Here is a 24,657-nt window from a genome sequence, read left to right on the forward strand (position 1 = left end):
TCAGCCGACGTCGCAGACCCACCAGCCGGTCGTGTGTACGACGGTGAAGCGGAGCTGCTCGGCGGTGCTGCGGTCGTCGGCCGTCAACACTGTCAACCGGGTCGACACCAGGGCCTTCTCGGCGTCCTGCTGTTCCACCTTCGGCGGGTCCCACTTGTAGCGGGGGTTCGGGTAGGTCCGCGCGTACCGCTGGATCTCGTCGACCTTGTCCTGGAGCGCGCCCACGTCGCGCGCGTCGCCACAGACCAGCGCGGCGGCCGCGGTCGCGTTCTGCTTCACATAGACGGCGTCGAGGAAGCTCTCCACCGCGGCGACCGGCTCGGCCGCGCCCTCGCCCGTCTCGACGTCGCGGAGCACGAGATAACCGGCTATCCCGCCGCCGCCGCACAACAGCAGAACCCCGGCCAGCACGATTGCCGTGATCCACAGGCCGCGCCGGCGGCGCTTCGGTGCCGGAAAAGCCGGATAAGGGGGTACGGCGGGGCCCCACTGGGGTCCGCCGACGGGTGGCGCCGGTTGGGCGGTGGCCCAGTCGGTGGCGGCGGGCGGCACCGTCGGGGATTGCGGGCCGGTCCACGGCGGCGGCGTCCACAACGGGGTGGGCGGGGCGCTTGTGGCTGGAGTGATTTCCTGGGTCTGATCCGGGCCAGGCTCGGCCGGCGGCGGCGGCGGCGCGGGAGCCTCTGACGGGGCCTCGGCAGGGATTGCCACGGCGGGGGCACGTTCGGGAGGGTGCGGCGCACTCGGCGGCCCCGGTGGCGGCGGTGGGGCGGGCGCTTCCTGCGGCGGAGGCGGCGGGGGCACCGCCGGGCGGGCGCCGCTGTCGTCGCCCGGCTCGGGGGCGTCGGTGGGCCGGGAGTCACCGGCGGGCGGCACGCTCATGGTCTCCCCAGGTCTCGTCCGGACGAGCCGTCGCGGAGCAGGGTAGCCGACCTGGGGCCGCTGGTATCGCCACCGGTAACCTCGGCCGCATGCAGAAATGGGAGTACGCGACCGTGCCTCTGCTGGTCCACGCGACCAAGCAGATTCTGGACAACTGGGGTGACGACGGCTGGGAGCTCGTCAACGTCATTCCCGGTCCCAATCCGGAGCAGTTGGTCGCCTACATGAAGCGGCCCAAGTCGTGACCACCCCGCACGAGCGCCTCGCCGAGCTCGGGCTGACCCTGCCCGAGGTCGTGCCACCGGTGGCCGCCTACGTGCCGGCGGTCCAGTCGGGCAACTACGTCTACGTCTCCGGCCAGGTGCCGATCGTCGATGGCAAGCTGCTCGCCACCGGCAAGGTCGGTGCCGAGGTCACCGCCGAGCAGGCCCAGGACCTGGCCCGGCAGTGCGGCCTCAACGTGCTGGCCGCGATCGACGCCCTGGTCGGCCTCGAATATGTCGTCAAGGTCGTCAAGGTGGTCGGCTTCGTCGCCTCGGCGCCCGGTTTCACCGGCCAGCCGGTGGTCGTCAACGGCGCCTCCGAGCTGTTCGGCCAGGTGTTCGGCGAGGCCGGCCGGCACGCCCGCAGCGCGGTCGGCGTCGCGGAACTGCCGCTCGGCGCCCCGGTCGAGGTCGAGGCGATCGTCGAGGTCGCGGTCGCCTGACCGCCGGTCCTGTCGTAGCCCGGTAATACGATCGCACCCATGACGGCCCACGTGACCACTCCGGCGGCGGCGCTAGCGGAACGCCTGCCGGAGTGGGCCACGTTGGTCCGGGCGCCCAACCCGGGCCCGATGACCCTCGACGGCACAAACACGTGGGTCCTGCGGGCCACCGCCGGCGCGCCCGCCGTGGTGATCGACCCCGGGCCGCTCGACGAGGGTCACCTGCGGGCGATCGCCGCACACGGCCCGATCGGCACCGTGTTGGCCACCCACGGCCACCCCGACCACGTCGAAGGCCTCGACCGCTTCGCCGAGCTGACCGGGGCGACCGTGCTCCGCGACCTCGGTGCGCACGACCTGGCCGGTGTCCAGATCACCGCGGTGGCCACGCCCGGCCACACCGCCGACTCGGTCTGTTTCGTGGCCGAGGGAGCTGTTTTCACCGGCGACACGATTCTCGGCCGGGGCACCACCGTGGTCGCCCATCCCGACGGCGACCTCGGCGACTACCTCGCCAGCCTCGAGTTGCTGACGGCCTACTCCGGCTTCCTGGCGCTGCCCGGCCACGGCCCGGCGCTGGCCGACTGCGCGGTGGCCGCGCGGTTCTATCTCGCACACCGGCAGGCCCGCCTCGAGCAGGTCCGGTCCGCTGTTGCAAATGGCGCCAAAACGGCCGACGAGGTTGTCGCCACCGTCTACGCCGACGTCGACCGCTCGCTCTGGCCCGCCGCCGAGTGGTCGGTCCGCGCCCAACTCGCATATCTCGGTGTGCCGTCCCGGGAATCGCGACGGGGGTCACAGGGGTTGGATGGACCGTGACGTGTCCTGTGTGCGGAACGGTCGCCATACCCGGCGCCCGCTTCTGCCACAACTGTGGCGCTGCCCTGCCCGCGGCGGCGTCGTTGCCCGCAGCCGAGCGCCGGGTGGTTACGGTCCTGTTCGGCGACCTGTCTGATTTCACCTCGTGGTCGGAGAATGTCGACCCCGAGCGGGTCGGTGCGGTGACCGACCGGGTGCTGGCCGCTCTCGCCGGCGCGGTGAAGACCTTCGGCGGTCACGTCGACAAGCTCACCGGCGACGGCATCATGGCCGTCTTCGGCGCGCCGGTCGCACACGAAGACGACGCCGAGCGCGCGGTCCGGGCCGCCCTGTCGATGCAGCGCGCGGTGCGCCGGGTGCTCGACGACGAGCGCGGCGGCGGCGCGCCGCTGGGCCTGCGGGTCGGGCTCAACACCGGCAACGTGGTCGCCGGCATCCAGGCCGCGATCGAATACACGGTCATCGGCGACACGGTCAACACCGCCGCCCGGCTCGCCGACGCGGCCGCGGTCGGTGCCGTCTACGCCGGCGCCAGCACCTTCTCCGGCACCCGGCGGGTCGCGTCCTGGCGGCAGTTGCGCCCGCTGCGGCTCAAGGGCAAGCGCGACCCGGTCGAGGCCTACGAGCTGCTCGGCCTGCACGACGCACCCGGCACCCGGTCGGGCCTCGGCGACGAGGCGCCGTTCGTCGGCCGCGAGGCCGAGTTGGGCCGGATCGCCGGCCGCCTCTCCGAGGTCGTCGACCAGGGCCAGCCGACGGTCATGCTGATGACCGCCGAGGCCGGCATCGGCAAGACCCGGTTCGCCAGCGAGGCCGAGCGGCTGGCCGCCGGCTACGACGTGGCCGCCGGCCGGTTCGCCAACCGCACCGGCGCCCGGGTGCTCTCGGTGCGCTGTGCCGCCTTCGGTGAGCGGCGCCGCCTCGCACCTCTGGCCGACCTGGTCCGCATCGCGATCGGCGCGCCGACCGACAACGGCACGCCGCCCACCCGCGCGGTGGTCGAAGAGCGGCTCCGCCGGCTGACCAGCCGGCTGGCCCGCTTCCCCGACGCGCCGCCGGTCGCCTCCGACCAGCTGATCGCCCTGCTGGGCTACGGCGACCTGCCGACCGCATCCCAGGCGGTGCCCGGCGAGTGGACCGGCGACACCCCCGACGCCGACGCCGCCGCGCTGCCGGCCGCGGTCGCCGCCCTGCTCAGCGGTCTCGCGGCCGAGGCACCCCTGCTGATCATCGTCGACGACCTGCACGACGCCACGCCGGAGACGGTCGAGGCGCTCGGCGTCATGCTCTCCCGGCTGTCCGGCCCCGTCCTGGTGTTGCTGCTCGGCCGCCCGGAGCTGGTCCGCACCGCGGGCGCGCTGACCCGGCTCGCCGACGCCGAGGTGGCCACCCTCCCGCCGCTGCGCGGCGCCGACTCGTCGCGGCTCCTGTCGTCCTACCTCAGCGGCGGCCGGCTGCCCCAGCCCGACAGTGACGGCCTGCTGGCCACCGCGCAGGGCAACCCGTTCTACCTGGCCGAGCTGGTCACCCTGCTGATCGAGCGCGGCGCCCTGACCAAGGTGAGCGTCGACGGCGCGTCCGGCGAGAAGCGCTGGCGGCTCGCGCCCGGCTCGCTGACCAGCCGGCTGCTGTCCCGCGACCTGGCCGCCGTGCTCGCCGCCCGCATCGACGCGCTGCCCGCCGACGCCCGGGCCGTGCTGCGCGACGCGGCCGTGATCGGCGACCTGGTGCCGCGCGGCACGCTCGAGGCGCTGCGCGAGCACTACGCGGGCCGGGCCGGCCGCCCGGCGGCCGTGGTCGCCGTCGAGCTCGAGCGGGCCGTCGACGAGTTGCTACAACGCCGGATGCTTCAGCGCACCCGCACCGGCTACGCGTTCACCACCCCGTTGATGCACGAGGCCGCCTACTCCGGCATGGGCAAGGCCGACCTGGCCGAGCGACACGCGTTCCTGGCCCGGTGGGCGGCGCCCACGACGGCGTCCGACGCGGTCACCGGCCGGCGTCCGGTGCCGGTCGAGCCGACCGCCGCCGACCCGGGAAGCTGGTCCGACGGAGACCGTGACACGTTCATCGCACACCACACCGAGCGCGCCGTCGCCCTCGCCGACAGCGTCGGCCTGCGCCCCGACGCGGTCGCCCGCAGCGTCGTCCCGTTCGGCATCGCCGCGCTGAGCCGGTCGGCCCGGCGCGCGGCCGCGGCCGGCGAGCCGGTCACCGCCGTCGAATACGCCGAGCGCGAGGCCGCACTGGCCGGCGACGCGCTGCCGGTCGCCGACCGCCTGGTGCACGCCCGCGCGCTGCAGCAGACCGGCCGGGCCAAAGACGCCCTCGCCTATGCGGAGAAGATCGCCGCCAACTCGGCCGAGCCCAGCGCCCGCGCCGGCGCCCTGCTGCTCGCCGGCCGCGCCCACCGCTCACTCGGCGACTTCGCGCGCGCCCAGGTGATGTGGCGCGACGCGCTCCAGGTGGCCACCGACGCCAACCTGCCCGGCCCCCGCGCCGAGGCGATGCGCCGGCTCGGCATGGCCGACTTCCTCCAGGGCAAGCTCGCGCAGGCCAGCAGCCGCTTCGCGGCCGCCTACCAGGTCAACGTCGCCGCCGGCGACGAGCGCGGTCAGGCCTGGTCGCTGCAGAACCTGGCCTGGGTGACCACGACCCGCGGCGACTTCGCCGGCGCCGACGCGGTCCTGGCCCGCGCGGCCCGGCTGTTCGCCCAACTCGGCGACCCGGTCGGGCGGGCCTGGCTGCGCGGCACGACCGCCTACGCGCGGCTGCTCGCCGGCCGGCTCTCCGAGGCCCGCCGGCTCGCGCGGATCTTCCTGCCGTTCGGCGAGCGGGTCGGCGAGGCCTGGGCGGTCGGCACCCTCCGCGCGGTCGAGGCGTTCGCCGCGGCCGAGCTTGGCGACCTGGCCGAGGCCGACCGCGAGGCGCGCCGCGCCTACCGCGACTTCGCCGCCGGTGCCGACGACTGGGGCCGCGGCTTCTCGCTGGTCGTCCGCGGGGTGATCGCCCGAGGGCTGGGCGAGCCGCAACACGCCAATGACCTGCTGACCGACGCCGTCTCCTACGCCAACCGGCTCGGGCATCCGCTGCTGATGGGAATGGCCGGCACGCTGCGCGGCTTCGTCGCCCTCGACCGCGGCGACGACGACGCCGCCGAAGCCGACGCTCGCGCGGTGATGATGGCGGTCGAGCCACACAACCCGCTGGCGCCGGCGCAGGTGGGTCCGCGGGTGCTGCTGTCGGCGGTGCGCGCCCGGGCCGGCGACACGACCACCGCGATCGGGCTGCTGGCCCCGATCGCCTCGGCTTCCGGCGCGCCGTCGTTGCTCTTCTCGCGGCAGCAGGCGCTGGCCACCTATGCCGGTGCGTTGCTCGCGGCGGGGCGGTGCGAGCAGGCTTTGGACTGGGCCCAGCGGGCGGCCGCGGTGCCGGCCGAGGATGTGCGCAGCCGGGTGATCGGCGCCGAGGTGCTGGCCCGAGCCCTCGACACGGCGGGGCGCCACGCCGAGGCGCAGGCGGCGGCGGAGCGGGCGGTTGACCTGTCGTTCTCGACGGAGCAGACGAGCGAGCGGGCGCGGGCCAAGGAACTCCAGGCGCAGCTCGCCTAGCGCGACAAGGTTGGGCCGTTGAGGGCGTCGTCGCCTCGGCCGGCCAGGCAGCGGTAGGTGCGGTCGCCCGCGGCCAGGGCGGCCTGGTCGGGTGGCAGCACGTCGAACGTCCAGCCCTGGGTGCTCATCAACCGCGTCGCGACGGTGAAGCTGGCCGGGCCGCAGACCTGGCGCACGGCCGGGTCGGCTAGCAGGGTTCGCCGGTCGACCTCGTCGAGCGTCGCCGGTGCGTCGCCCACCGCGAACGCCTCCCAGGTGTGTGGGCCGGCGCACGGGACCCGCTCGGCCGGGCGGGCGTCGCCGTAGCACTCCAGGTTGTCGGGGCAGTGGCCGCCGGCCGGCAACGGGACCAGGCAGCCGGGCAGGGCCTGGCCCAACCCGACCGGGTGGGTCGGCTGCGGGGTGCTCTGGCCGACGGGGTCTCGGTCGGTGTCTGGCGAGTCAGCGGCATACCAGGCGGTCAGGCCGCCGATCGCGAGCAGCGCGATCATCCCGAGGCCACCGAGCCACCAGCGGCGGCGGACGCGGCCACGGCGGTCACCGGGCACGGTCGGGTGGTCGTCGGTCGGGCTGCTGGGCTGCGACGGCGCGGGCGGGGCGGGTGGCGCGGGCGGGGTGTAGGAGCGGGAGACGTAGACCGACGGGCCGCCGGACACCGGCTTGCTCGCCGGTGCGCCGCCGCTGACCGGTGGGGCCGACGTCGGGCGGGTCGAGCCGAAGCCTTCCATCGGCAGGTCGGCGAGGTGGTCGCGCAGTTCCTCGGCCGACGGGCGGGCCGCGGGATCGTTGGCCATGCCCGCCCGGAGCAGATCGAGGTAGGCCGGTGGCACGCCGGGCAGGTCGGGGATCCGCTCGGTGAACATCTCCATCAACGTGACCAGGCTCGGGTCGCGGTCGTCGCGCCAGCGGGGTGGTTTGCCGCGCATGATCGCGTAGAGCGTGGCGCAGAGGGCGTAGACGTCGACCGCGGGGGACGGCTCGCTGTGCCGGAACATCTCGGGTGCGGCGTAGGCCGGGGTGAGGACTTCCAGGGTGACCGAGGAGTCGCGTACTTCCGCTAATACCGCCAGGCCGAAGTCGGCCAGGGCCGGCTCGTTGAACCTGGAGTAGAGGATGTTGGCCGGCTTCACGTCGCGGTGCAGCACGCCTAGCTGGTGTGCGTCGGCCAGGGCGTCGGCGATCTTGATGCCGACGTCGCGGGCCTCGGCGGCCGACAGCGGGGAGTTCTTCATCCGTTCGGCGTAGGAGCCGTCGCAGAGCTCCATGATCAGGTAGGGGTGTTGGTCGCTCGTCACGCCCGCGTCGAAGAGGTCGACGACGTGCGGGTGCGATGACATCCGCCCGGCGGCGCGGGCCTCGCGGAGGAAGCGGCGTTGGTCGCGTTCGGTGTCGAGGGTGCGATTTTCGACCTTGACGGCGACCTCGCGGCCGACCGAGCCCTGGGTCGCGCGGTAGACGGTTGCGTAGCCGCCGCGCGCGAACACTGACAAATCGGTTAAACCAGGCACAACTGGCGGTGGCAGGGCGCCAGGGGATGTGCCATTCACGTGTTAGAAGGTACCGAAGTCCGCCGGTTTCTTTCGAACCACAATGCGACACCTGTGGCGACCGCGCCGAGTCCTTCCCAGGCCGCGACGCCGAAAAAGCGTGCCGGCGCGGCTTCGGTGAGCACCAGGATCGTGAAGACCGTGAACGTCACGAGCCGGAAGATCACCGTGAAGAGGTAGAACGGCCGCCATTCGGTGGCGACCGCGACCAGGTAGTAGACGCCCATGTTGAGCGACGCCATCGACGACGCGGCCATGAACGTCTTGGTGTAGTCGCCGGCCGCGCGGTCGCCGAGCACCTCGAAACCCAGCATTCTGAGCAGCGTGTCGGGGCTGACCAGGCCCACGATGCCCAGGACGATCGCGAGCACGCCGAACACGGCCATGGTCCAGCCGGCCGGAGAACGAGGAAGTCTCATATTTGGAGATCCAAGCATCTCCAAACTTCGTGATCAACGATCAATCAATAGGACTTCTCCTGGCCGAGTACGTGCTGGGAGACGAAGTTGAGGATCATTTCCCGGCTTACCGGTGCGATCCGGCCGGCGCGGACGGCACCGAGCAGTGTGGCGACGCCGTACTCCGTGGTCATTCCGTTGCCGCCGTGTGCCTGGATCGCCGTGTCGACCGCGAGCGCGGCGGCGTCGGCGGTCGCGTATTTGGCCATGTTGGCCGCCACCCCCGCCTCCAGGTCGCGACCCTGGTCGTAGAGCGTCGCCGCCTTGTAGACCATCAACCGGGCCAACTCGACCTGGATCGCGGCGTGCGCCAGCGGGTGGGCCACGCCCTGGTGCGTCCCGATCGGACGGCCCCAGACCTGCCGGGTGGCGGTGTAGCGGGACGCGCGTTCGAGCGCGTAGCGGCCGGTGCCCGCGCTCATCGCCGCCACCGTGATCCGCTCCGGGTTGAGGCCCGCGAAGAGCGCCGGCAGGCCGGCGTCACCGTCGCCGACCAGCGCGTCGGCCGGCAACCGGACGTCGTCGAGGTAGAGCAGCCACTGGCTCTCCGGAGAGACGATCTCCATGTCGAGCTTGGACTTCGTCAACCCGGCCGCGTCGGTCGGCACGAGGAACAGGGCCGGGACCAGCTTGCCGGTCGCCGCGTCGGCGGTGCGCGCCACCACCATCACGTAGTCGGCGTGGTCGACGCCGGAGATGAAGCACTTGCGGCCGTTGAGCACCCACTCGTCGCCGTCGCGGCGGGCGACCGTGCCGAGCCGGTGGAAGTTGGAACCCGCCTCCGGCTCGGTGATCGCGAACGCGATGAGTAGCGAGCCGTCGGCCAGGCGGGGCAGGAACTCGACGCGCTGCGCCTCGGTGCCGTGCTTCGCCAGGATCGTCGCCACGATCGCCGGCGAGACCACGAGGAGCAGCAGCGGCGAACCGGTCGCCGAGAGTTCCTCGCAGACGATGGTCAGGTCGGTGATGCCGCCACCGCCACCGCCGTACTCCGTCGGGATGCTGACGCCGAGATAGCCCAGCTTGCCGGCCTCGGCCCAGAGTTCGGTGGTGTGCTCGCCGGCCTTGGCCTTGCCAATGAAGTAGTCGTGACCGTAGCGGCGGCCGAGGGCCGACACGGCGTCGCGCAGATCGCTCTGCTCCGGGGTCAGGTCGAAGTTCATGAGGGGTGGCCTCCGACTCGTTAGGAGTTATTCGGGACTGAGCACCGCCAACACGGCACCCGTCTCCACCTGGGAGCCGGGACCGACCGGCAGCGCGGCGACGTAGCCGGCGGACGGTGCGTAGACGGGGTGTTCGAGTTTCATCGCTTCCAGCGTCATCAGCAGTTCACCCGGGCGGACCCGCTGGCCGGGCACGACCATGACCCGGCTGACGTGCCCGGGCAGCGGCGCGACCAGCGAACCTTCGGCGAGCGCCGGCGACGGCAGCGGGAACCGCGGCAGTTCCTGAAGCGCGACCGAGCCCTCGGGACTGTCGACGTAGGACACGTCGCCGACCCGGCGCACCGTGAACATCAACCGGATGCCGTTGACGTCGAGCGCCACCGCGTCGGGGTCGGCCGAGACCACCTGCGCCGGCGGGTGGTCGTCGGTGACCGGGGGCTGGCCGAGACCGCCGAGGTCCGGGTCGTCGGGGTCGACCGCGCGGACCCACCAGTTGACCAGGTCACCGGCGCGGTCGAGCCGGTAGCCGACCTCGACCGGGCCGGCCGGGCCGTCGTACACCGTGGTCTGTGATCGGCTCGGCACGTTGCGCCAACCGGACGGGAGCGTGCCGAGCACCGGTGCCTCGCCCCGCCGGGAGGCGGCGCCGGCCAGCGCGGCCGCCAGGCAGGAGACCCGGACCGCGTCGACCGAGGAGAGCAGCGGCGCGAAGACCTCGGGGTGGCGCTCGAGGAACGCCGTGTCGAAGTCGCCGGCCCGGAAGGACGGGTGGCGCAAGGTGCGTACGAGCAGATCGCGGTTGGTCGTCACGCCGTGGATCTCGGCCCTGGCCAGCGCGCCCGCGAGCAGGCGGGCGGCCTCGGCCCGGGTCGGCGCCCAGGCGATCAGCTTGGCCAGCATCGAGTCGTAGTGGACGCCGACTACCGACCCGTCGCGCACGCCCGAGTCGAGGCGCAGCCCGGGCGACGCGAGCGGCTTGAACTCGCCGCCGATCTGCGGGATGTGGAAGCGGTGCAGGGTGCCGGTGGACGGGAGCCAGTTGGCGGCCGGGTCTTCGGCGCAGAGCCGCACCTCGATCGCGTGGCCGCGCATCGGCGGTGCGGCGTTGACCGGCAACGGGTTGCCCTCGGCGACCAGCAACTGCATCCGGACCAGGTCGAAGCCGGCGATCAACTCGGTGACGCCGTGCTCGACCTGGAGGCGGGTGTTCATCTCGAGGAAGTAGAAGCCGCCGCCGACGGCGTCGACCAGGAACTCGACCGTGCCGGCGCCGATGTAGCCGACCGCCCGGGCCGCCATCGCCGCGGCCGCGCAGAGTTGCTCGCGCAGTTGCGGCGTCACGACCGGCGACGGCGCCTCTTCGAGGATCTTCTGGTAGCGCCGCTGGATCGAGCACTCCCGCTCCCCGAACGGCACCACGGTGCCCTGGTTGTCGGCGAATACCTGCACCTCGATGTGCCGGGCGTTCTCGACGTAGCGCTCCAGGAACACGGTGCCGTCGCCGAACGCCAGGGCCGCCTCGCGCCGGGCCGAGGCGATCGCGTCGGGCAGCGACTCGCGGTCGTGCACGATCCGCATGCCCCGGCCGCCACCGCCGGCCGACGCCTTGACCAGCACCGGGAACTCGGTGACCCGGTCGGCGTCGAACCAGGTGGGCAGCATCGGGATGCCGGCGTCGGCGAGCAGCGTCTTGGCCTCGATCTTCGAGCCCATCGCGGCGATCACCTTGGCCGGCGGGCCGACCCAGGTCAGACCCGCGTCCATGACCGCGGCGGCGAAGTCGGCGTTCTCCGACAGGAAGCCATAACCAGGGTGTACGGCGTCGGCGCCGGTCTTGCGCGCCGCGGCGATCATCAGGTCGCCACGCAGGTAGGTCGCGGTCGGCGCGTTGCCGGGCAGGTGGACGGCGTAGTCGGCCTCCGCCACGTGTGGCGAGTCGGCGTCGGCGTCGGAGTAGACGGCCACCGTCTCGATGCCGACCAGCCGGCACGAGGCGAAGACCCGGCGGGCGATCTCACCCCGGTTGGCCACCAGCAGTCTGCGGATCATCGCGAAGCCCTCACATCCGGAAGACGCCGAAGCCCTCGGCGCCCTTGATCGGTGCATTGTGGATAGCCGAAAGAGACAGCCCCAGGACGGTGCGGGTGTCGCGGGGATCGATGATCCCGTCGTCGTAGAGGCGGCCGGAGAGGAACAGGGCCGTCGACTGCGTGTCGATCTGCTGCTCCACCATCATCCGCATCGCCTGGTCGGAGTCTTCGTCGTAGTGCTGGCCCTTGGCCTCGGCCGCCTGCCGCGCCACGATCGAGAGGACCCCGGCGAGCTGTGCCGGGCCCATCACCGCCGACTTCGCGTTGGGCCAGGTGAACAGGAAGCGCGGCTCGTAGGCCCGGCCGCACATGCCGTAGTTGCCGGCACCGTAGGACGCGCCGAGGTTGATCGTGATGTGCGGGACCTTCGAGTTGGACACCGCGTTGATCATCAGGGCGCCGTGCTTGATGATGCCGCGCTGTTCATACTCGGCGCCGACCATGTAGCCCGTGGTGTTCTGAAGGAAGACCAGCGGGGTGTCGGATGCGTTGGCGAGCTGGATGAACTGCGCCGCCTTCTGCGACTCCTCGGAGAACAGCACGCCGCGGGCGTTGGCCAGCACGCCGACCGGGTAGCCGTGCACCTCGCCCCAACCAGTCACCAGCGCCGTGCCGTAGCCGGGCTTGAACTCGTCGAACTCGCTGCCGTCGAGGGTTCTCAACAGCACCTCGCGGGGGTCGAACGGTGTCCTCGGGTCGGCGCTGGCGATCGCCAGCAGGTCTTCGACGTCGTATTTCGGGGGCGTCGGGTTGCTCGTGCGGGGGCCTGGGCCCTGCTTGCGCCAGTTGAGCCGGCGCACCACCTGGCGGGCCAGCCGCAGGCCGTCGCGCTCGTCTTCGGCCAGATAGTCGGCCAGGCCGCTGGTGCCGGCGTGCATGCCGGCGCCGCCCAGCGACTCGTCGTCGGTGATCTCGCCGGTCGCCATCCGGACCAGCGGCGGGCCGGCCAGGAAGACCTTGGCCTGGTGGCGCACCATGATCGTGTAGTCGGACATGCCGGGCACGTAGGCGCCGCCGGCGGTCGCGTTGCCGAAGACCACCGAGATCGTCGGGATGCCCGCCGCGGAGAGCCGGGTCAGGTCACGGAAGACGCCGCCGCCGGGGATGAAGATCTCCGCCTGGGTGGGCAGGTCGGCGCCGCCGGACTCGACCAGGTTGACCAGGGGCAACCGGTTGGCCAGGGCGATCTCGCCGGCCCGCTGGGTCTTCTTCAACGCGTACGGGTTGATCGCGCCGCCGCGCACGGTCGGGTCGTTGGCGACGATCACGCACTCGACGCCCTCGATCACCCCGATGCCGCTGACCACGCTCGCGCCGACCGGGAAGTCGGTGCCCCAGGCGGCGGTCGGCGACAGCTCCAGGAACGGTGCGTCCTGGTCGACCAGCAACTCGATCCGCTCGCGGGGCAGCAACTTGCCACGGGCGTGGTGCCGGCTCACGTATTTGTCGCCGCCACCCGCGCGGGCGTCGTCGAGCGCGTCCTCGAACTCGTGGAGCCGGTCCAGCATGGCTGAACGGTTCTCCAGGTAGGACGGGTTGCGCGGGTCGACCGCGGTCTCCATGACAGTCACGACACCTCCTTGGCCATTGCCACCTCCGTAACGAGCGTCTCGGCGGACGCGACACGGATGCGGCGGTGGTCGAGACTCACGCCGCACTTCCGCGGGCGACCAGTGCGGCGGGCACGTCGGCGACCCGGGCGCGGAGCAACTCACCGAGCGCCTTCGCCTGCGGGTCGAACCGGGTCGAGGCGGCGACACCGGCCCCGAGCAGGCCCCGGATGACGAAGTTGACCGCGCGCAGGTTGGGCAACTCGTGCCGTTCGACGGTCAGCGGAGCGGTCTCCGGCAGCAGTTCCTTGAGCCGTTCCTCGGTCAGCCAGCCGAGCAGCCAGCCGGCCGCCTCGTCGGTGCGGGCCCAGACGCCGAGGTTGGCGTCGCCGCCCTTGTCGCCCGAGCGGGCGCCGAGGATCGTGCCGAGCGGGACCCGGGTGGTCTGGCTGTCTGCCGCCTTTGCCGGCGTTGCCTGGGCAACTGCTGCTGCGACCGGTGCGGTCAGTTTCGGTGCCGGGATCCTGACGCGCTCGCCGCCGGGCAGCACGGCCACGTGGTCGACCCGTTCCTGCGGCAGGCTGTCGGCGGTGAACACCCCGAACGGGGTGGCGTCACCCGGCGGGGTGGTCAGCGTGCAGCCGGGGTAGGACGCGAGCGCCAACTCCACGGCAGCCGCCGAGAACGCGCGTCCGGCCCGCTTCGGATCTTGATCTTTCAGGTGTACGTGCAGCAGCGCGCTGGCCGCCTCGGTGTCGACCGCGTCGGGGTGATCGGTGCGGGCGAGCGTGAACTCCAGGCCCTCGGTGCCGACCGCGTCTTCGAGTTGGGCGCGGGCCAGCGCCGCCTTGGCCTCGATGTCGAGCCCACAGAGGACGAAGGTCATCGCGTTGCGGAAGCCACCGAGGTTGGCGACGCCGACCTTGAGGGTGGGCGGCGGCGGCAGGCCTTTCACGTTGCTCACCGCGACCCGGTCGGGGCCCTGCTCCTTGACGACCACCGTGTCGAGCCGGGTGACCACGTCGGGGCCGAGGTAGGCCGGGGTGTCGATCTCGTAGAGAAGCTGTGCGGTGACCGTCTCGACAGTGACGGCGCCGCCGGTGCCGGGGTGCTTGGTGATCACCGAACTGCCGTCTTCGTGGATCTCGGCGATCGGGAAGCCGGGGCGGCGGGCGCCGTCGGGCAACTCGGTGAAGAAGCTGAAGTTGCCACCGGTCGCCTGCGCGCCGCACTCGATCACGTGGCCGGCCACGGTGGCGCCGGCCAGGGCGTCGAAGTCGTCGCGGGCCCAGCCGAAGTGCGCGGCGGCCGGGCCGACGACCAGCGCGGCGTCGGTGACCCGGCCGGTGACGACGATGTCGGCGCCGGCGTCGAGGCAGGCGGCGATGCCGAACGCGCCGAGGTAGGCGTTGGCCGTCAGCGCGTCGGGGCGGACCAGGGCGTCGCCTTCGACGTACCCGATGCGGGGTCGCAGGTTGAGCTTTTCGGCGAGGGCCCCGATCGCGGCGGCCAGCCCCGCCGGGTGCAGGCCCCCGGCGTTGGTGACCAGCTTGACGCGCTTGTCGAGGGCGCTGCCGAGGGTGGTCTCGAGTTGCCGCAGGAAGGTCTTGGCATAGCCGAGCGACGGGTCGCGGGCCCGGTCGCGGCCGAGGATCAGCATGGTCAACTCGGCCAGGTAGTCGCCGGTGAGCACGTCGAGGTCGCCGCCGTCGAGCATCTCCCGCCAGGCGGAGAACCGGTCGCCGTAGAAGCCGGACGCGTTGCCGATCCGGATCATGACGTGGCCCGCACCGGGCCGCGACCGATGCCGGGCGGGCCGGCGAATGCCTGCGCGATCTGCAACCACTCCGTCGCGATCGGACCTTCGACGACCAGCGCGAGGTCGGCCGGGTGCCGGCGCTGGGTGACCAGCAGGCAGAAGTCGAGTGCCGGGCCGGTCATCCGGTCGGTCGCCTCAGCCGGGCCGAACACCCACTCGGCGCCGTCGGGCGCAACCAACTCGACCCGGACCGGCTCGGCGGGCGCGGACTTGCCGTGGGCCAGGAACGAGTGGCCGAGGGTACGGAAGCCGAGGAACGCGACGTGCCGGAGGCGGTCGGTCGGCACCCGGGTGACGCCGAGCGCGTCGGCGATGTCGAGGCCGTGTGCCCAGGTCTCCATCAGCCGGGCGGTGACCATCGACTGCGGCGACAGCAGGTTGCCGAACCAGGGGATCCGCTTGCCGGGCGGCGCCTCCTGGATCGCCGTGACCAGGGCCCGGTGGCCGGCGCGCCACCGTTGCCGCAACTCGGCGGGCGGCGCGAGGAAGCCCTCCGCACCCTTGTCGACGATGCGGTCGGGGTCGGCGGCCAGCGGTGCGAGCAGGTTGACCAGCGCCGCGTCGTCGGTGGTGGCCAGCAGGGCCAGGTGATCGGTCCAGGCGAGGTGGGCGATCTGGTGGGCGACGGTCCAGCCCGGGCTCGGGGTCGGGCGCTCCCAGTCGGCGGCCGGTCTGCTGGCGACCAGGTCGTCGACCTCGTCGGTCTCGGCGTCGAGGTCGGTGAGCAGGGCGGTGAGTTCGACCACGGGTGGCCTCCTTCAGTCGCGGATGACAGCCGCGAGGTGGCGCTTCCATTCGCGAAGCAGGGCGGTGCGGCGGGCGGCGTCGTCGGAGAGCAGGTTGGCCACGCCGAGGCCGCGCATGAGGTCGAGGGTGGCTTGGACCGATTCGCGGACGCCGGGGCGGCGCTCGTCGGCATCCAGCAGTTCGATGGTGAGCCGGTGCATTTCGCGGCCGACCCGGGCCTCGACGGGCACGAGGGCGGTGCGCAACTCGGGATCGGTGCGGGCGGCGACCCAGACCTCCAGGGCGGCGGCGTAGAGCGGGCCGGTGAACGCGGCGGCCAGCATGTCGATCACCCGGTCGACCCGGCGTTCGCCTCGCGGGAGGGTGGCCGCCTCGGCCCGGATCTCGGCGGCGCGGCGGTCGGCGAGGTGCTCGACGGCGGCCATCACCAGCGTCGCCTTGGTCGGGTAGTGGTGGAGTTGGGCGCCGCGGGAGACACCGGCGCGCTCCGCGATCACGGTCGTGGTGGTGCCGGCCCAGCCGAGGTCGACCAGGCTGTCGACGGTCGCGTCGAGCAGGCGCGCCTGGGTGGCCCGGCTGCGCTCCTGCTGCGGGGTCCGCATTTCCTGAGCATGGCCTCCGCGAAACAAACAGTCAAGCCTGCTTGTTTTGTGGTGTTGCTCTCGTTCTTCTAGGCGTTTTGACTGTTTCTTAGCTGGGCGTCGTGATCTTGCCGGTCGCGCTGAGCTGGGCGCCGGTCGTCGGGAAGTCCTGCTTGGTCAGGTTGGCGATCATGGCCGCGCTGTCGTGGCCCTTGTCGGTGACCGGCTTGCCGGCGCTGTTCATCTGGGTCGAGACGACCTGACCGCCGACCCATTTGCCGTCAGGCGCCAGATTGACCTTGAGGACCGCGCCGAGGCCCAGCGCGCCGCCGCGGTTGAGCGTGCCACCGCCGCCGGCGAAGTTGCCCAGGCTGTAGGCGATCAGCCGGCCCTTGTAGAACTCCATCGCGCGCAGCACGTGTGGGCCGTGCCCGACGATCAAGTCGGCGCCCGCGTCGATCATGGAGTGGGCGAACTTGATCGGGTCACCGCGATTTTCGCCGAGGAACATCTCGGTGCCCGGCTTGACCCGGGTCTTGGCCGCGCCCTCGCCGCCCATGTGCACCTGCACCACCACGATGTCGGCCTGCTTGGCGGCCTTCGCGATGAGGGCCTTGCCGCCGGTGATGTCGATGAGGCTGTTGTTCCAGGCGTAGGACGAGAAGCCGACGACCGCGACCTTGACGCCCTCGACGTCGACCACGGTGATCTCGTCGACCGCGCCGGTGTGCTTGAGCCCGTGTTGCTCCAGCGCGTCCTGGGTGTTGCTGTAGCCGTCTGACCCGTAGTCGTTGCCATGGTTGTTGGCCATGTTGAGCAACTCGAAGCCGGCGTCCTTGAGGTGCTTGGCGTAGCCCGGCGGCGCCCGGAACTGGTGGCAGCCCGTCGACCCGGCGCCGCACTTGGCGTGGCCGGTGTCGTCGGTGAGCGGCTCTTCGAGGTTGCCCATCACCAGGTCGGCGGTGAGGTCTTTCCGCACGCCGTCGAAGAAGCCCTTGCCGCCGTTGGACGGCAGGCTGCCGGGCGCGTTGCCCATGATGATGTCGCCGGTGGCCGACAGCGAGATCGACTCGAGGGCCTGGCCGTCTTCCTTGTCTTCCTGGCCGTCTTTCTGGTCGTCGGCCGGTGCGCTGCCCCCGGCTGACGGTGTCTTGGCGGGGACGACCCACGCCGCTGCCTGGTCACCGCCGCCCTTCGACACCGCCGCGAAGGCGGCCGCACCGACGACGAGCAATGCCGCGATGGCGACGCCGGCGACGATGGTTGGGCGCAGGCTGCGCCGCATCGGCGAGTCGGGGTGAGACACGCCGGCACCATATCGGTCCGGAGCCATCTCTGGGGACCCCCCGAGAGGCCGATGTACTACCGCTCCGACCAGGGGATCTTGGGCCGCGAACCGCCCTCCAGGATCGCCCGGTGCGCGGCCCGGGCAAGTCGGGCACCCCACGGCGACAGCGGACCGCCGTAGGGCTCGGCCGGGCCGTCGGTCGGGCAGAGCACGGCGACCGCGTCGGTGGCGGTGCCGGTGGCCGCGAGGCCGAGTTCCCACAGCGCCTGTGCCTTCGCCTCTGTGATCGTCGCTACAGCGTTGACCAGTGCGGCATCGCTGAGGCGTACCCCTGCGAAGGCGACGATATTGATCGTTCCTGGGGTTTGTTGGCGCGGGATCTCGCGCTCGGCGGCCGCCAGAATCGGCGCACCGAGCCCCACGGTCGCCCAGACCTCGGCGGCACCATCCGCCGCGACGACCCGTTGTGTCACATCAACGCCGGTCAACAACCCGACACCGGACCCATCGAGGCCCAGACCGCTGGCCAGCGACGTGAGGTGGGCATGCGGGTCATCACGGGCGTACGACATGGGTACGGTCGCGTTGATCACCCACTCGCGTTGACCGATGCCGCCGCCCAGCGGGGCCGAACTGATCGCCCGCATCGGGGCAGGTAACCGCCAGACGAGCAGGGGGATACTTTCGCCGTCCTCCGGACGCGCGGTAAGAATGGGCTTGAACGGCACGCGCAGACGATAGGGCAGGTGGCAACCGGATCGGTCCAGCACATGGACTGATCACGATCCGGGGGTTGCCGGGCCGGCTCGCCGACGCGTACGCCTAGACTGACTGCGCGCGGCTTCCGCGCCTTTCGTGGAACTGATGAGGTGCGCGATGGATGAGGTTCTGGCCCGTAGCGGCATCTTCCAGGGTGTTGACCCGGAGGCGGCCGAGGCGCTCGCCAAGGACATGGAGACCATCGAGGCCCGTAAGGGCGAGATCGTCTTCAACGAGGGCGAACCAGGCGACAGCCTTTACATCGTGCTCAGCGGCAAGATCAAGGTTGGGCGCCGCGCCGCCGACGGCCGGCAGAACCTGATCGCCGTGATGGGCCCGTCCGACATGGTTGGCGAGCTCTCCCTGTTCGACCCCGGCCCGCGCACGGCGACGGCCACCGCGGTGACCGACACCCGCCTGGCCCGCCTCCGCAAGCAGGCGCTGCGCCCGTGGCTCAACAACCGCCCGGAGATCGCCGAGCAGTTGCTCCGCGTCCTGGCGCGCCGCCTGCGCCGCACCAACGACGCGCTGGCCGACCTGATCTTCACCGACGTGCCCGGCCGCGTGGCCAAAAACCTGCTCCAGATGGCCGGCCGCTTCGGCACCCGCGACGGCGGCGTGCTGCGGGTGACCCACGACCTGACGCAGGAGGAGATCGCCCAGCTCGTCGGCGCCTCCCGCGAGACGGTCAACAAGGCGCTGGCCGACTTCGCGAGCCGCGGCTGGCTGCGCCTCGACGGCAAGTCGATCATCATCCTGGATCCGGAGCGCCTGGCTCGGCGGGCTCGGGTCTGAGGTCTTTGCTTGATCGCTGTTGTGCCGGCGTCGGCTTGTCATAGGTGCGGAATAGTCTTTGGCACGTGAGTAAGACAGCCGCCTTTGACGCGGAGACCGACCTCGGCCGCAAGCGTCGGGCGCGCCGGATGGGCCGGATCCTCGCCGAGACCCACCCCGACGCCCATTGCGAGCTCGACTTCACCACGCCGCTCGAGCTGGCGGTGGCCACCATCTTGTCGGCGCAGGCCACCGACAAGAAGGTCAACGAGGTCACGCCCAAGGTCTTCAAGCAATACCCGACGGCGGCCGACTACGCCGGGGCCGACCGGGCCGAGCTAGAGGTCACGCTCAAGCCGACCGGTTTCTTCCGCAACAAGACCGACTCGCTGATCAAGCTGGGCCAACAGCTCGTCGAGCGCTTCGACGGCCAGGTGCCGGGAAACCTGGCCGACCTGGTCAGCCTGCCCGGCATCGGCCGCAAGACGGCCAACGTCATCCTCGGCAACGCGTTCGACGTCCCAGGCATCACGGTGGACACCCACTTCCAGCGCCTGGTCGGCCGCTGGCGCTGGACGGCCGAAACCGACCCGGTCAAAATCGAGCACGCGATCGGCGCGATGTTCGAAAAGCGCGACTGGACAATGCTCTCCCACCGCGTGATCTTCCACGGCCGACGGGTGTGCCACGCCCGCAAGCCGGCCTGCGGGGCGTGCACGCTGGCGTCGCTCTGTCCTTCCTACGGCACGGGCCCGACCGACCCGGTGCAGGCGGCCAAGCTGCTCAAGGGGCCGCGGGCCGCTGAGCTGGCCGAGGCGGTCGGCGTCGACCCGTCCGTGGTGCCGCAGCAGGCCTTGACGGCGGACGTCCCGTGAGGCGCTACCTGCCGCTGGTCGTCATCCTCGTCGTGGGGCTGTTGGCCGGGGTTGGCGTGCGGTCGTGTTCCAACAGGTCGTCGTCATCCTCGTCGGGGGCCGGCACACCCGCGGGCTCGGCCGGGGCCCCGTCGACGTCGTTCGCCGACTGCCGGGCGCTGACGTCGTCGCCGAAGGAGGCCGCTGGCGCTCCTGCTGGCGGTGCCGGCGGTGCCGGTTCTGGCGGTGCCGGTTCTGGCGGTGCCGGTTCTGGCGGTGCCGGTTCTGGCGGTGCCGGTTCTGGCGGTGCCGGTTCTGGCGGTGCGGGTTCTGGCGGTGCGGGTTCTGGCGGTGCGGGTTCTGGCGGTGCTGGCGCTGGCGCGGCCGAATTCGTGTTGCCGGCCGCGGAGCTGTCCTGTTTCGGCGGTGGCAACCTGCGGCTCGCTGACGTGCGCGGCCCTGCGGTGATCAACCTTTGGGGCTCCTGGTGCGAGCCATGCCGTGACGAGTTGCCGGCGATCAACGCGGTCGCCCAACGCACCGACGGCTTGGTCCACTTCCTCGGCGTCGACACGCGCGACCTCCGCTCCGACGCGGAGGACATGGTCACCGAGTTCGGCCTGACCTACCCGAGCGTCTTCGACCAGGGCGAGCAGGTGCGCATCGCACTGAAGCAGGCCGGCATCCCGGTCACGCTGTTCGTCGACTCGACGGGCAAGGTGGCTTATCTCTACAACGGCACCCGGCTAGACGAGGCGACCTTGTCCAACCTGGTGAAGCAACACCTCGGGGTGGCGGTCCCGGTTGGCTGAGGGACAGCCCGAAACTGACGGGATCTGGGAAAACGGGGCCGCACCGTCAGACGGTTCGCGGCTGTTCCCGGGCGTCAACGCGGCCCTCCCCGACGGCGTAGGCGCCCGCCGCCGCACCCCGGGAGGCGGCGACCTGGCCCTGCCCGACTGGTTCTCGCCGCTGCTGAGCCGCCTGCACGGCTCGCGAGCCGAAGACTTCACCCGGGTACCGACCCCAGAGCGAGGCGGCCGAGACAGCGCCGTCCTGGTCCTGCTGGGCGAGGAATCCGACGGCGGCCCCGACATCCTGGTGCTGCAACGCGCCGCGACGCTGCGCAACCACGCGGGCCAGCCAGCGTTCCCCGGCGGCGTGGCCGACCCCGGCGACGCCGACCCGGCGGCGACCGCGCTTCGCGAGGCCGACGAGGAAGTAGGCCTCGACCCACGGAGTGTGACCCTCCTGGCGGAGCTGCCGCGGCTCTGGATCCCGGCGAGCGACTTCATGGTCACGCCGGTGCTCGCCTGGTGGCACCGCCCGCACCCGGTCGCCCCGCGCGACCCCGCCGAGGTAGCGCACGTCGCCCGCCTGCCGGTCTCGGAACTGGTCGACCCGGCCAACCGCCTGCGCCTACGCCACCCGAGCGGCTGGATCGGCCCGGCGTTCGAGCTGCACGGGATGCTCGTGTGGGGCTTCACCGCCGGCGTGCTGTCGACGCTGCTCGACATGGCCGGCTGGTCACGGCCGTGGCCGCAAGACCGGATCGGCGAACTGCAGGCGTCCACCCCGCCGCCCGCAGCGTCGGCCGACGCCGACGAGGTCCCGTAGCTAGGGCGGCGAACTGCTGGCGTCCGGCCCGCGGCCCGCGGCCCGCGGCGTCGGTCGATGGCGACGAGGTCCCGTAGTCAGCGCGGCGAACTGCTGGCGTCCGGCCCGCGGCTCGCAGCGTCGGCCGACGCCGACGAGGTCCCGTAGCTAGCGCGGCGAACTGCTGGCGTCCGGCCCGCGGCTCGCAGCGTCGGCCGACGCCGACGAGGTCCCGTAGCTAGCGCGGCGAACTGCTGGCGTCCGGCCCGCGGCTCGCAGCGTCGGCCGACGCCGACGAGGTCCTGTAGCCAGCGCGGCGAACTGTTGGCGTCCGGCCCGCGGCCCGCGGCGTCGGTCGATGGCGACGAGGTGCCGTAGCTAGCGCGGCGAATTGCTGGCGTCCGGCCCGCGGTGTCGGTCGACGGCGACGAGGTCCTGTAGCCAACTGGGCGAACTGCCGCCGTCTACCCCGCCGCCCGCGGCGTCGGTCGACGCCGACGAGGTCTCGTAGCCAGCGCGGTGAACTGCCGCCGTCGCCTCGACCCGCCGCCGGCGGCCGGTCGGTTCGCGCCACCTGTGTGGCGTAGCGCCGGGTCGGACGGGCTTGACCCAACGGCGCTAGTCGGAATTATCCGTCTGGGGCCTTGCTGTCCCTATTCGACGGTCTGGTTGGGCTCCGTGGAGTGGGCCAGTCGTGCGGGGCGGAGGCGGCGGTGGCCGGACGCCCGTACCCTGTCAGGGTGTCCGCCGTCGACCTTGTGCTGGTCCTGCTGATGGTCGTCTTCGCGATCAGTGGGTATCGGCAAGGTTTTGTGATCGGCATCCTGTCGTTCTGCGGCTTCTTCGGCGGTGCTCTGATTGGCCTTCAGGTCGGGCCGCTGATCGCCCAACGATTCGCTGACGGCGCTCTTCGCGTCGTCATTTCTTTGGTCGCCATCTTCGGTCTGGCGGTGCTCGGGCAGGCGTTGACCGGCTGGGTCGGCGCACACCTCCGCCACGCGATCACTAGCCGCGCCGGGCGGCGGATCGACGACGCGGGCGGCGCGGTTGTCTCGATGCTTGCCGTGCTGGTCGTTGCCTGGCTGGTGGCCGTGCCGCTCGGCTCGTCTTCGGTGCCGTGGCTGGCCAGTTCGGTGCGCAACAGCGCGCTCCTCGACGGCGTCGACCATGTGTTGCCGGAGCAGGCGCAGTCGTTGTCGGAGTCGCTGCGCGAAACGGTCGACACCCGCGGGTTCCCCGATGTGTTCGGCGGGCTGACGGCGACCCGCGCCCGCGAGGTTGCCGCGCCTGACCCAGCGCTTGCCGGGTCGCAGGTCGTGATCAACTCCAAGCGGTCGGTGGTCAAGGTGCTCGGGTCCGCGCAGAGTTGCGGTCGGCGTATTGAGGGCTCCGGTTTCGTGTACGCGCCGCAGCGCGTCATGACCAACGCGCACGTGGTGGCCGGCACCGACCGGGTGTCGATCGAGGTCAACGGCGACCGCGAGAGTGGTCGCGTAGTGGTCTACGACCCCCACCGCGACCTGGCCGTCATTTACGTCCCAGACCTCGACGCCCCGGTGATGCCCTTCACCCACAACTCGGCCCGCGCCGAGGCCGACGCGATCGTGCTGGGCTATCCGCTGGACGGGCCCTACAACGCCCAGTCGGCCCGCATCCGCGACGTCGGCAACATCACCGGGCCAGACATCTACGAGTCGAGCGAAGTGACCCGCGAGATCTACACGATCAGGGCACTCGTGCGAAGCGGCAACTCCGGCGGCCCCCTGATCACCCCCGACGGCGAAGTGCTCGGCGTGATCTTCGCGGCGGCGGCGGACGATCGGACCACCGGGTTCGCGGTCACCGCCGACGAGGCATCCGCGGTGGCCACCGCCGGCCTCGACCGGACAAAGGAAGTCGCCACCGGCGAGTGCGTCTGACCGCCCTCCGGGCCGCCGCGTCCCAACGACCTGCCGGCGGCGCACCCTACGGATAAATCAGCCTGGACTGGCCCGGCTCACCGAACTCCGTCGCCGCCTCGCGCCGCGAAGAGCCGATCGCGTCGCGCACCACGATCGCCGTTGGCGGCGTCGTCCGGATGAGGGCTCGTGCCGGCGCTAGAGGCGGCGTCGGGTGCCGAGGGTGGGTAAGTGCGGCCAGCGAATCGGGTGTTTCGGGATCAAGGCCATCGCCGGCCGGCGGGCGAACAAGGCGAAGACCACCACACCAGAGGCCAGGATCAGCAGGGCCAGGGCGGTGGCGATGCGCCAGCCCAGCGGCGCCGACTGGTGGGCCGGCACCCCGGAGCGTTGGGCGGCCGAGCCGGACGCGCCCGACGACCCGTGCGAGGCATTGGTTTCATGTGCGCCGCCGCCCGTGACCGCGGAGCCGTGGCCCGGTGCCGGGCCGAAGCCGGCCACCCCGGGCGACTTGTCGTCGTCCAACGGGTTGCGGGTGACCGGGGGGACCGATGCGGTCAGGGCCGCCAGCGGGTCGACCCGGCCGAAGCCGTAGGTGGCGTCGCGGCCCGGGGCGCCCAGGTCGTCGGCCGTGCTGATCAGGCGGTTGACGACCTCGCCCGCTGGCATCGAGGGCCAGCGGGCCCGGACCAGGGCCGCCGCCGCGGAGACCAAGGGGGCCGCGAAGCTCGTGCCGCGCACGCGCCAGAAGCCGCCTGTCTTGGCGCCGAGCAGGTCGGTTGCCGGCGCGGACAGGACGGTCGCGTCGCCGGTGATCGAGCCGTTCCAGAGCACGTCGGTTGACTTCTCCAAGCCCGACACGGCGATGACGCCGGGCTCGCGGGCCGGGTACCACACGTTGGTGGTCGACTGCGGTAGCACGTTGCCGGTGCAGGCGACGACGACCACGTCGCGGGCGAAGGCGTAGTCCAACGCCGCCGCCAGAGCCGGGCTGGTGCCGGCGCCGCCCAGCGAGAGGTTGATGACCTTGGCGCCGGAGTCGACGGCCCAGCGGACGGCCTGGGCGACGATCATCGCGTCGTCGTAGCGGTTGTCGGCGTCGAGGACGCGGATCGGCAGGATCTTCGAGTTGGGGGCCAGCCCCATCACGCCGTCGTCGTCGTCGGCTCGGCCGGCGATCAGGCCGGCGACCGTGGTGCCGTGGCCGACCGGGTCGGTGTGTCCGTCGCCGCCGCCGGGCTTGACCAGGTCTTTGCCTTCTAGGACCTGGCCGGCCAGGTCTTCGTGGCCGGCGTCGACGCCGGAGTCGATCACCGCGACGACCACGCCGGCGCCCGTTGAGTAGCGCCAGGCGCTCTTGGCGCGCAGCTCGGTGAGCTGCCACTGCTCGTCGCGGACGGAGTCGGCCTGGATCGGCAGCATCGGGGCGACGAACGCGCCCTGGCCCGCATCGGTGCTCTGGGCAGGTGGCATCGGCAGCGGCGCGGCCGTCAGGGCCATCGCCGCCGTCAT

Annotated in this window: 22 protein-coding genes; 10 read left to right on the forward strand and 12 right to left on the reverse strand. The window is 72.1% G+C overall.

Annotated features, from left to right (window positions below; genetic code table 11):
* Entirely contained in the window at window positions 1-552 is a 552-nt protein-coding gene (locus DFJ67_RS42645; protein WP_170215821.1) for an Rv0361 family membrane protein, read from the reverse strand.
* Between the two features lie 419 nt (window positions 553-971).
* On the opposite strand from DFJ67_RS42645, the gene sp36 reads away from it, so the two are divergent.
* Genes sp36 through DFJ67_RS12675 form a run of 4 tightly spaced genes read left to right on the forward strand, consistent with a single transcriptional unit; the run spans window position 972 to window position 6,018 of the window.
* Entirely contained in the window at window positions 972-1,127 is a 156-nt protein-coding gene (gene sp36, locus DFJ67_RS42650) for a Sp36 family protein (protein ID WP_170215823.1), read from the forward strand.
* Entirely contained in the window at window positions 1,124-1,588 is a 465-nt protein-coding gene (locus DFJ67_RS12665; RefSeq protein ID WP_116068061.1) for a RidA family protein, read from the forward strand. The genes sp36 and DFJ67_RS12665 overlap by 4 nt, the downstream gene beginning before the upstream one ends.
* Window positions 1,589-1,627: 39 nt before the next feature.
* Window positions 1,628-2,407: an MBL fold metallo-hydrolase gene (locus DFJ67_RS12670; protein WP_116068062.1), complete on the forward strand. Its 780-nt coding sequence runs from the start codon at window positions 1,628-1,630 to the stop codon at window positions 2,405-2,407.
* Window positions 2,404-6,018, forward strand: a complete 3,615-nt coding sequence (locus DFJ67_RS12675) for an adenylate/guanylate cyclase domain-containing protein (protein WP_116068063.1) — start codon at window positions 2,404-2,406, stop codon at window positions 6,016-6,018. Before DFJ67_RS12670 ends, DFJ67_RS12675 begins: the two co-directional genes overlap by 4 nt.
* On the opposite strand, the gene DFJ67_RS12680 is transcribed toward DFJ67_RS12675, so the two are convergent.
* The 10 genes from DFJ67_RS12680 to DFJ67_RS12725 all read right to left on the reverse strand — a co-directional run bounded on the left by DFJ67_RS12680 (window position 6,015) and on the right by DFJ67_RS12725 (window position 17,992).
* A complete protein-coding gene (locus DFJ67_RS12680) occupies window positions 6,015-7,565 on the reverse strand; it encodes a serine/threonine-protein kinase (RefSeq protein WP_116068064.1) in 1,551 nt (516 codons plus the stop codon). The two genes, DFJ67_RS12675 and DFJ67_RS12680, sit on opposite strands and share 4 nt — an antisense overlap.
* Window positions 7,562-7,984, reverse strand: coding sequence for a hypothetical protein (locus DFJ67_RS12685; protein WP_116068065.1), 423 nt, complete (start codon window positions 7,982-7,984; stop codon window positions 7,562-7,564). The genes DFJ67_RS12680 and DFJ67_RS12685 overlap by 4 nt, the downstream gene beginning before the upstream one ends.
* A 44-nt stretch (window positions 7,985-8,028) precedes the next feature.
* Window positions 8,029-9,186 carry an acyl-CoA dehydrogenase family protein gene (locus tag DFJ67_RS12690; RefSeq protein WP_116068066.1) on the reverse strand — a complete coding sequence of 386 codons (1,158 nt, stop codon included), beginning with the start codon at window positions 9,184-9,186 and terminating at the stop codon, window positions 8,029-8,031.
* A 27-nt stretch (window positions 9,187-9,213) separates the two neighbouring features.
* Window positions 9,214-11,238 carry an ATP-binding protein gene (locus DFJ67_RS12695; protein WP_116068067.1) on the reverse strand — a complete coding sequence of 675 codons (2,025 nt, stop codon included), beginning with the start codon at window positions 11,236-11,238 and terminating at the stop codon, window positions 9,214-9,216.
* Between the two features lie 10 nt (window positions 11,239-11,248).
* Window positions 11,249-12,841 (reverse strand): acyl-CoA carboxylase subunit beta, encoded by a 1,593-nt coding sequence (locus DFJ67_RS12700; RefSeq protein WP_409362990.1) that lies wholly within the window; start codon window positions 12,839-12,841, stop codon window positions 11,249-11,251.
* A gap of 85 nt (window positions 12,842-12,926) precedes the next feature.
* Window positions 12,927-14,606 carry an acyclic terpene utilization AtuA family protein gene (locus DFJ67_RS12705; RefSeq protein ID WP_116068069.1) on the reverse strand — a complete coding sequence of 560 codons (1,680 nt, stop codon included), beginning with the start codon at window positions 14,604-14,606 and terminating at the stop codon, window positions 12,927-12,929.
* On the reverse strand, window positions 14,603-15,394 hold the full coding sequence (locus DFJ67_RS12710) for a TIGR03084 family metal-binding protein (RefSeq protein ID WP_116068070.1): 792 nt from the start codon (window positions 15,392-15,394) through the stop codon (window positions 14,603-14,605). Before DFJ67_RS12710 ends, DFJ67_RS12705 begins: the two co-directional genes overlap by 4 nt.
* Window positions 15,395-15,406: 12 nt before the next feature.
* Window positions 15,407-15,997, reverse strand: coding sequence for a TetR/AcrR family transcriptional regulator (locus DFJ67_RS12715; RefSeq protein ID WP_116068071.1), 591 nt, complete (start codon window positions 15,995-15,997; stop codon window positions 15,407-15,409).
* 88 nt (window positions 15,998-16,085) lie between these two features.
* The gene (locus tag DFJ67_RS12720) at window positions 16,086-17,261 is read right to left on the reverse strand and encodes a CapA family protein (protein WP_116068072.1); all 1,176 of its coding nucleotides are present in this window, start codon (window positions 17,259-17,261) and stop codon (window positions 16,086-16,088) included.
* 77 nt (window positions 17,262-17,338) lie between these two features.
* Window positions 17,339-17,992, reverse strand: a complete 654-nt coding sequence (locus tag DFJ67_RS12725; protein ID WP_116068073.1) for an adenosylcobinamide amidohydrolase — start codon at window positions 17,990-17,992, stop codon at window positions 17,339-17,341.
* A gap of 148 nt (window positions 17,993-18,140) precedes the next feature.
* On the opposite strand from DFJ67_RS12725, the gene DFJ67_RS12730 reads away from it, so the two are divergent.
* From DFJ67_RS12730 to DFJ67_RS12750, 6 genes are all read left to right on the forward strand, one after another.
* Window positions 18,141-18,818 (forward strand): Crp/Fnr family transcriptional regulator, encoded by a 678-nt coding sequence (locus tag DFJ67_RS12730; protein ID WP_089254691.1) that lies wholly within the window; start codon window positions 18,141-18,143, stop codon window positions 18,816-18,818.
* A 128-nt stretch (window positions 18,819-18,946) separates the two neighbouring features.
* Complete coding sequence (nth, locus tag DFJ67_RS12735) at window positions 18,947-19,672, forward strand: endonuclease III (RefSeq protein WP_116068074.1); 726 nt, start codon at window positions 18,947-18,949, stop codon at window positions 19,670-19,672.
* 210 nt (window positions 19,673-19,882) lie between these two features.
* Complete coding sequence (locus tag DFJ67_RS42655; protein WP_170215825.1) at window positions 19,883-20,119, forward strand: hypothetical protein; 237 nt, start codon at window positions 19,883-19,885, stop codon at window positions 20,117-20,119.
* The gene (locus tag DFJ67_RS42660) at window positions 20,101-20,463 is read left to right on the forward strand and encodes a TlpA family protein disulfide reductase (protein WP_244940431.1); all 363 of its coding nucleotides are present in this window, start codon (window positions 20,101-20,103) and stop codon (window positions 20,461-20,463) included. Before DFJ67_RS42655 ends, DFJ67_RS42660 begins: the two co-directional genes overlap by 19 nt.
* Before the next feature lie 133 nt (window positions 20,464-20,596).
* On the forward strand, window positions 20,597-21,268 hold the full coding sequence (locus DFJ67_RS12745) for an NUDIX hydrolase (RefSeq protein WP_116076111.1): 672 nt from the start codon (window positions 20,597-20,599) through the stop codon (window positions 21,266-21,268).
* 719 nt (window positions 21,269-21,987) lie between these two features.
* The gene (locus DFJ67_RS12750; RefSeq protein ID WP_116068076.1) at window positions 21,988-23,166 is read left to right on the forward strand and encodes a MarP family serine protease; all 1,179 of its coding nucleotides are present in this window, start codon (window positions 21,988-21,990) and stop codon (window positions 23,164-23,166) included.
* 177 nt (window positions 23,167-23,343) lie between these two features.
* Here the strand turns inward: DFJ67_RS12750 and mycP are convergent, their stop codons facing one another.
* Window positions 23,344-24,645, reverse strand: coding sequence for a type VII secretion-associated serine protease mycosin (gene mycP, locus DFJ67_RS12755; RefSeq protein WP_116076113.1), 1,302 nt, complete (start codon window positions 24,643-24,645; stop codon window positions 23,344-23,346).
* Window positions 24,646-24,657: the final 12 nt, after the last annotated feature.

Source organism: Asanoa ferruginea, from assembly GCF_003387075.1.
Taxonomy (GTDB): domain Bacteria; phylum Actinomycetota; class Actinomycetes; order Mycobacteriales; family Micromonosporaceae; genus Asanoa; species Asanoa ferruginea.

Excerpts from the sequence above, each read along its gene's own strand:
- DFJ67_RS12715 (WP_116068071.1), bottom strand. The coding sequence starts at position 15,997 with ATGCGGACCCCGCAGCAGGAGCGCAGCCGGGCCACCCAGGCGCGCCTG.
- DFJ67_RS12695 (WP_116068067.1), bottom strand. The coding sequence starts at position 11,238 with ATGATCCGCAGACTGCTGGTGGCCAACCGGGGTGAGATCGCCCGCCGG.
- DFJ67_RS12700 (WP_409362990.1), bottom strand. The coding sequence starts at position 12,841 with ATGGAGACCGCGGTCGACCCGCGCAACCCGTCCTACCTGGAGAACCGT.
- mycP (WP_116076113.1), bottom strand. The coding sequence starts at position 24,645 with ATGGCCCTGACGGCCGCGCCGCTGCCGATGCCACCTGCCCAGAGCACC.
- DFJ67_RS12670 (WP_116068062.1), top strand. The coding sequence starts at position 1,628 with ATGACGGCCCACGTGACCACTCCGGCGGCGGCGCTAGCGGAACGCCTG.
- DFJ67_RS12730 (WP_089254691.1), top strand. The coding sequence starts at position 18,141 with ATGGATGAGGTTCTGGCCCGTAGCGGCATCTTCCAGGGTGTTGACCCG.
- DFJ67_RS12720 (WP_116068072.1), bottom strand. The coding sequence starts at position 17,261 with ATGCGGCGCAGCCTGCGCCCAACCATCGTCGCCGGCGTCGCCATCGCG.
- DFJ67_RS12685 (WP_116068065.1), bottom strand. The coding sequence starts at position 7,984 with ATGAGACTTCCTCGTTCTCCGGCCGGCTGGACCATGGCCGTGTTCGGC.
- sp36 (WP_170215823.1), top strand. The coding sequence starts at position 972 with ATGCAGAAATGGGAGTACGCGACCGTGCCTCTGCTGGTCCACGCGACC.
- DFJ67_RS12705 (WP_116068069.1), bottom strand. The coding sequence starts at position 14,606 with ATGATCCGGATCGGCAACGCGTCCGGCTTCTACGGCGACCGGTTCTCC.
- DFJ67_RS12690 (WP_116068066.1), bottom strand. The coding sequence starts at position 9,186 with ATGAACTTCGACCTGACCCCGGAGCAGAGCGATCTGCGCGACGCCGTG.
- nth (WP_116068074.1), top strand. The coding sequence starts at position 18,947 with ATGGGCCGGATCCTCGCCGAGACCCACCCCGACGCCCATTGCGAGCTC.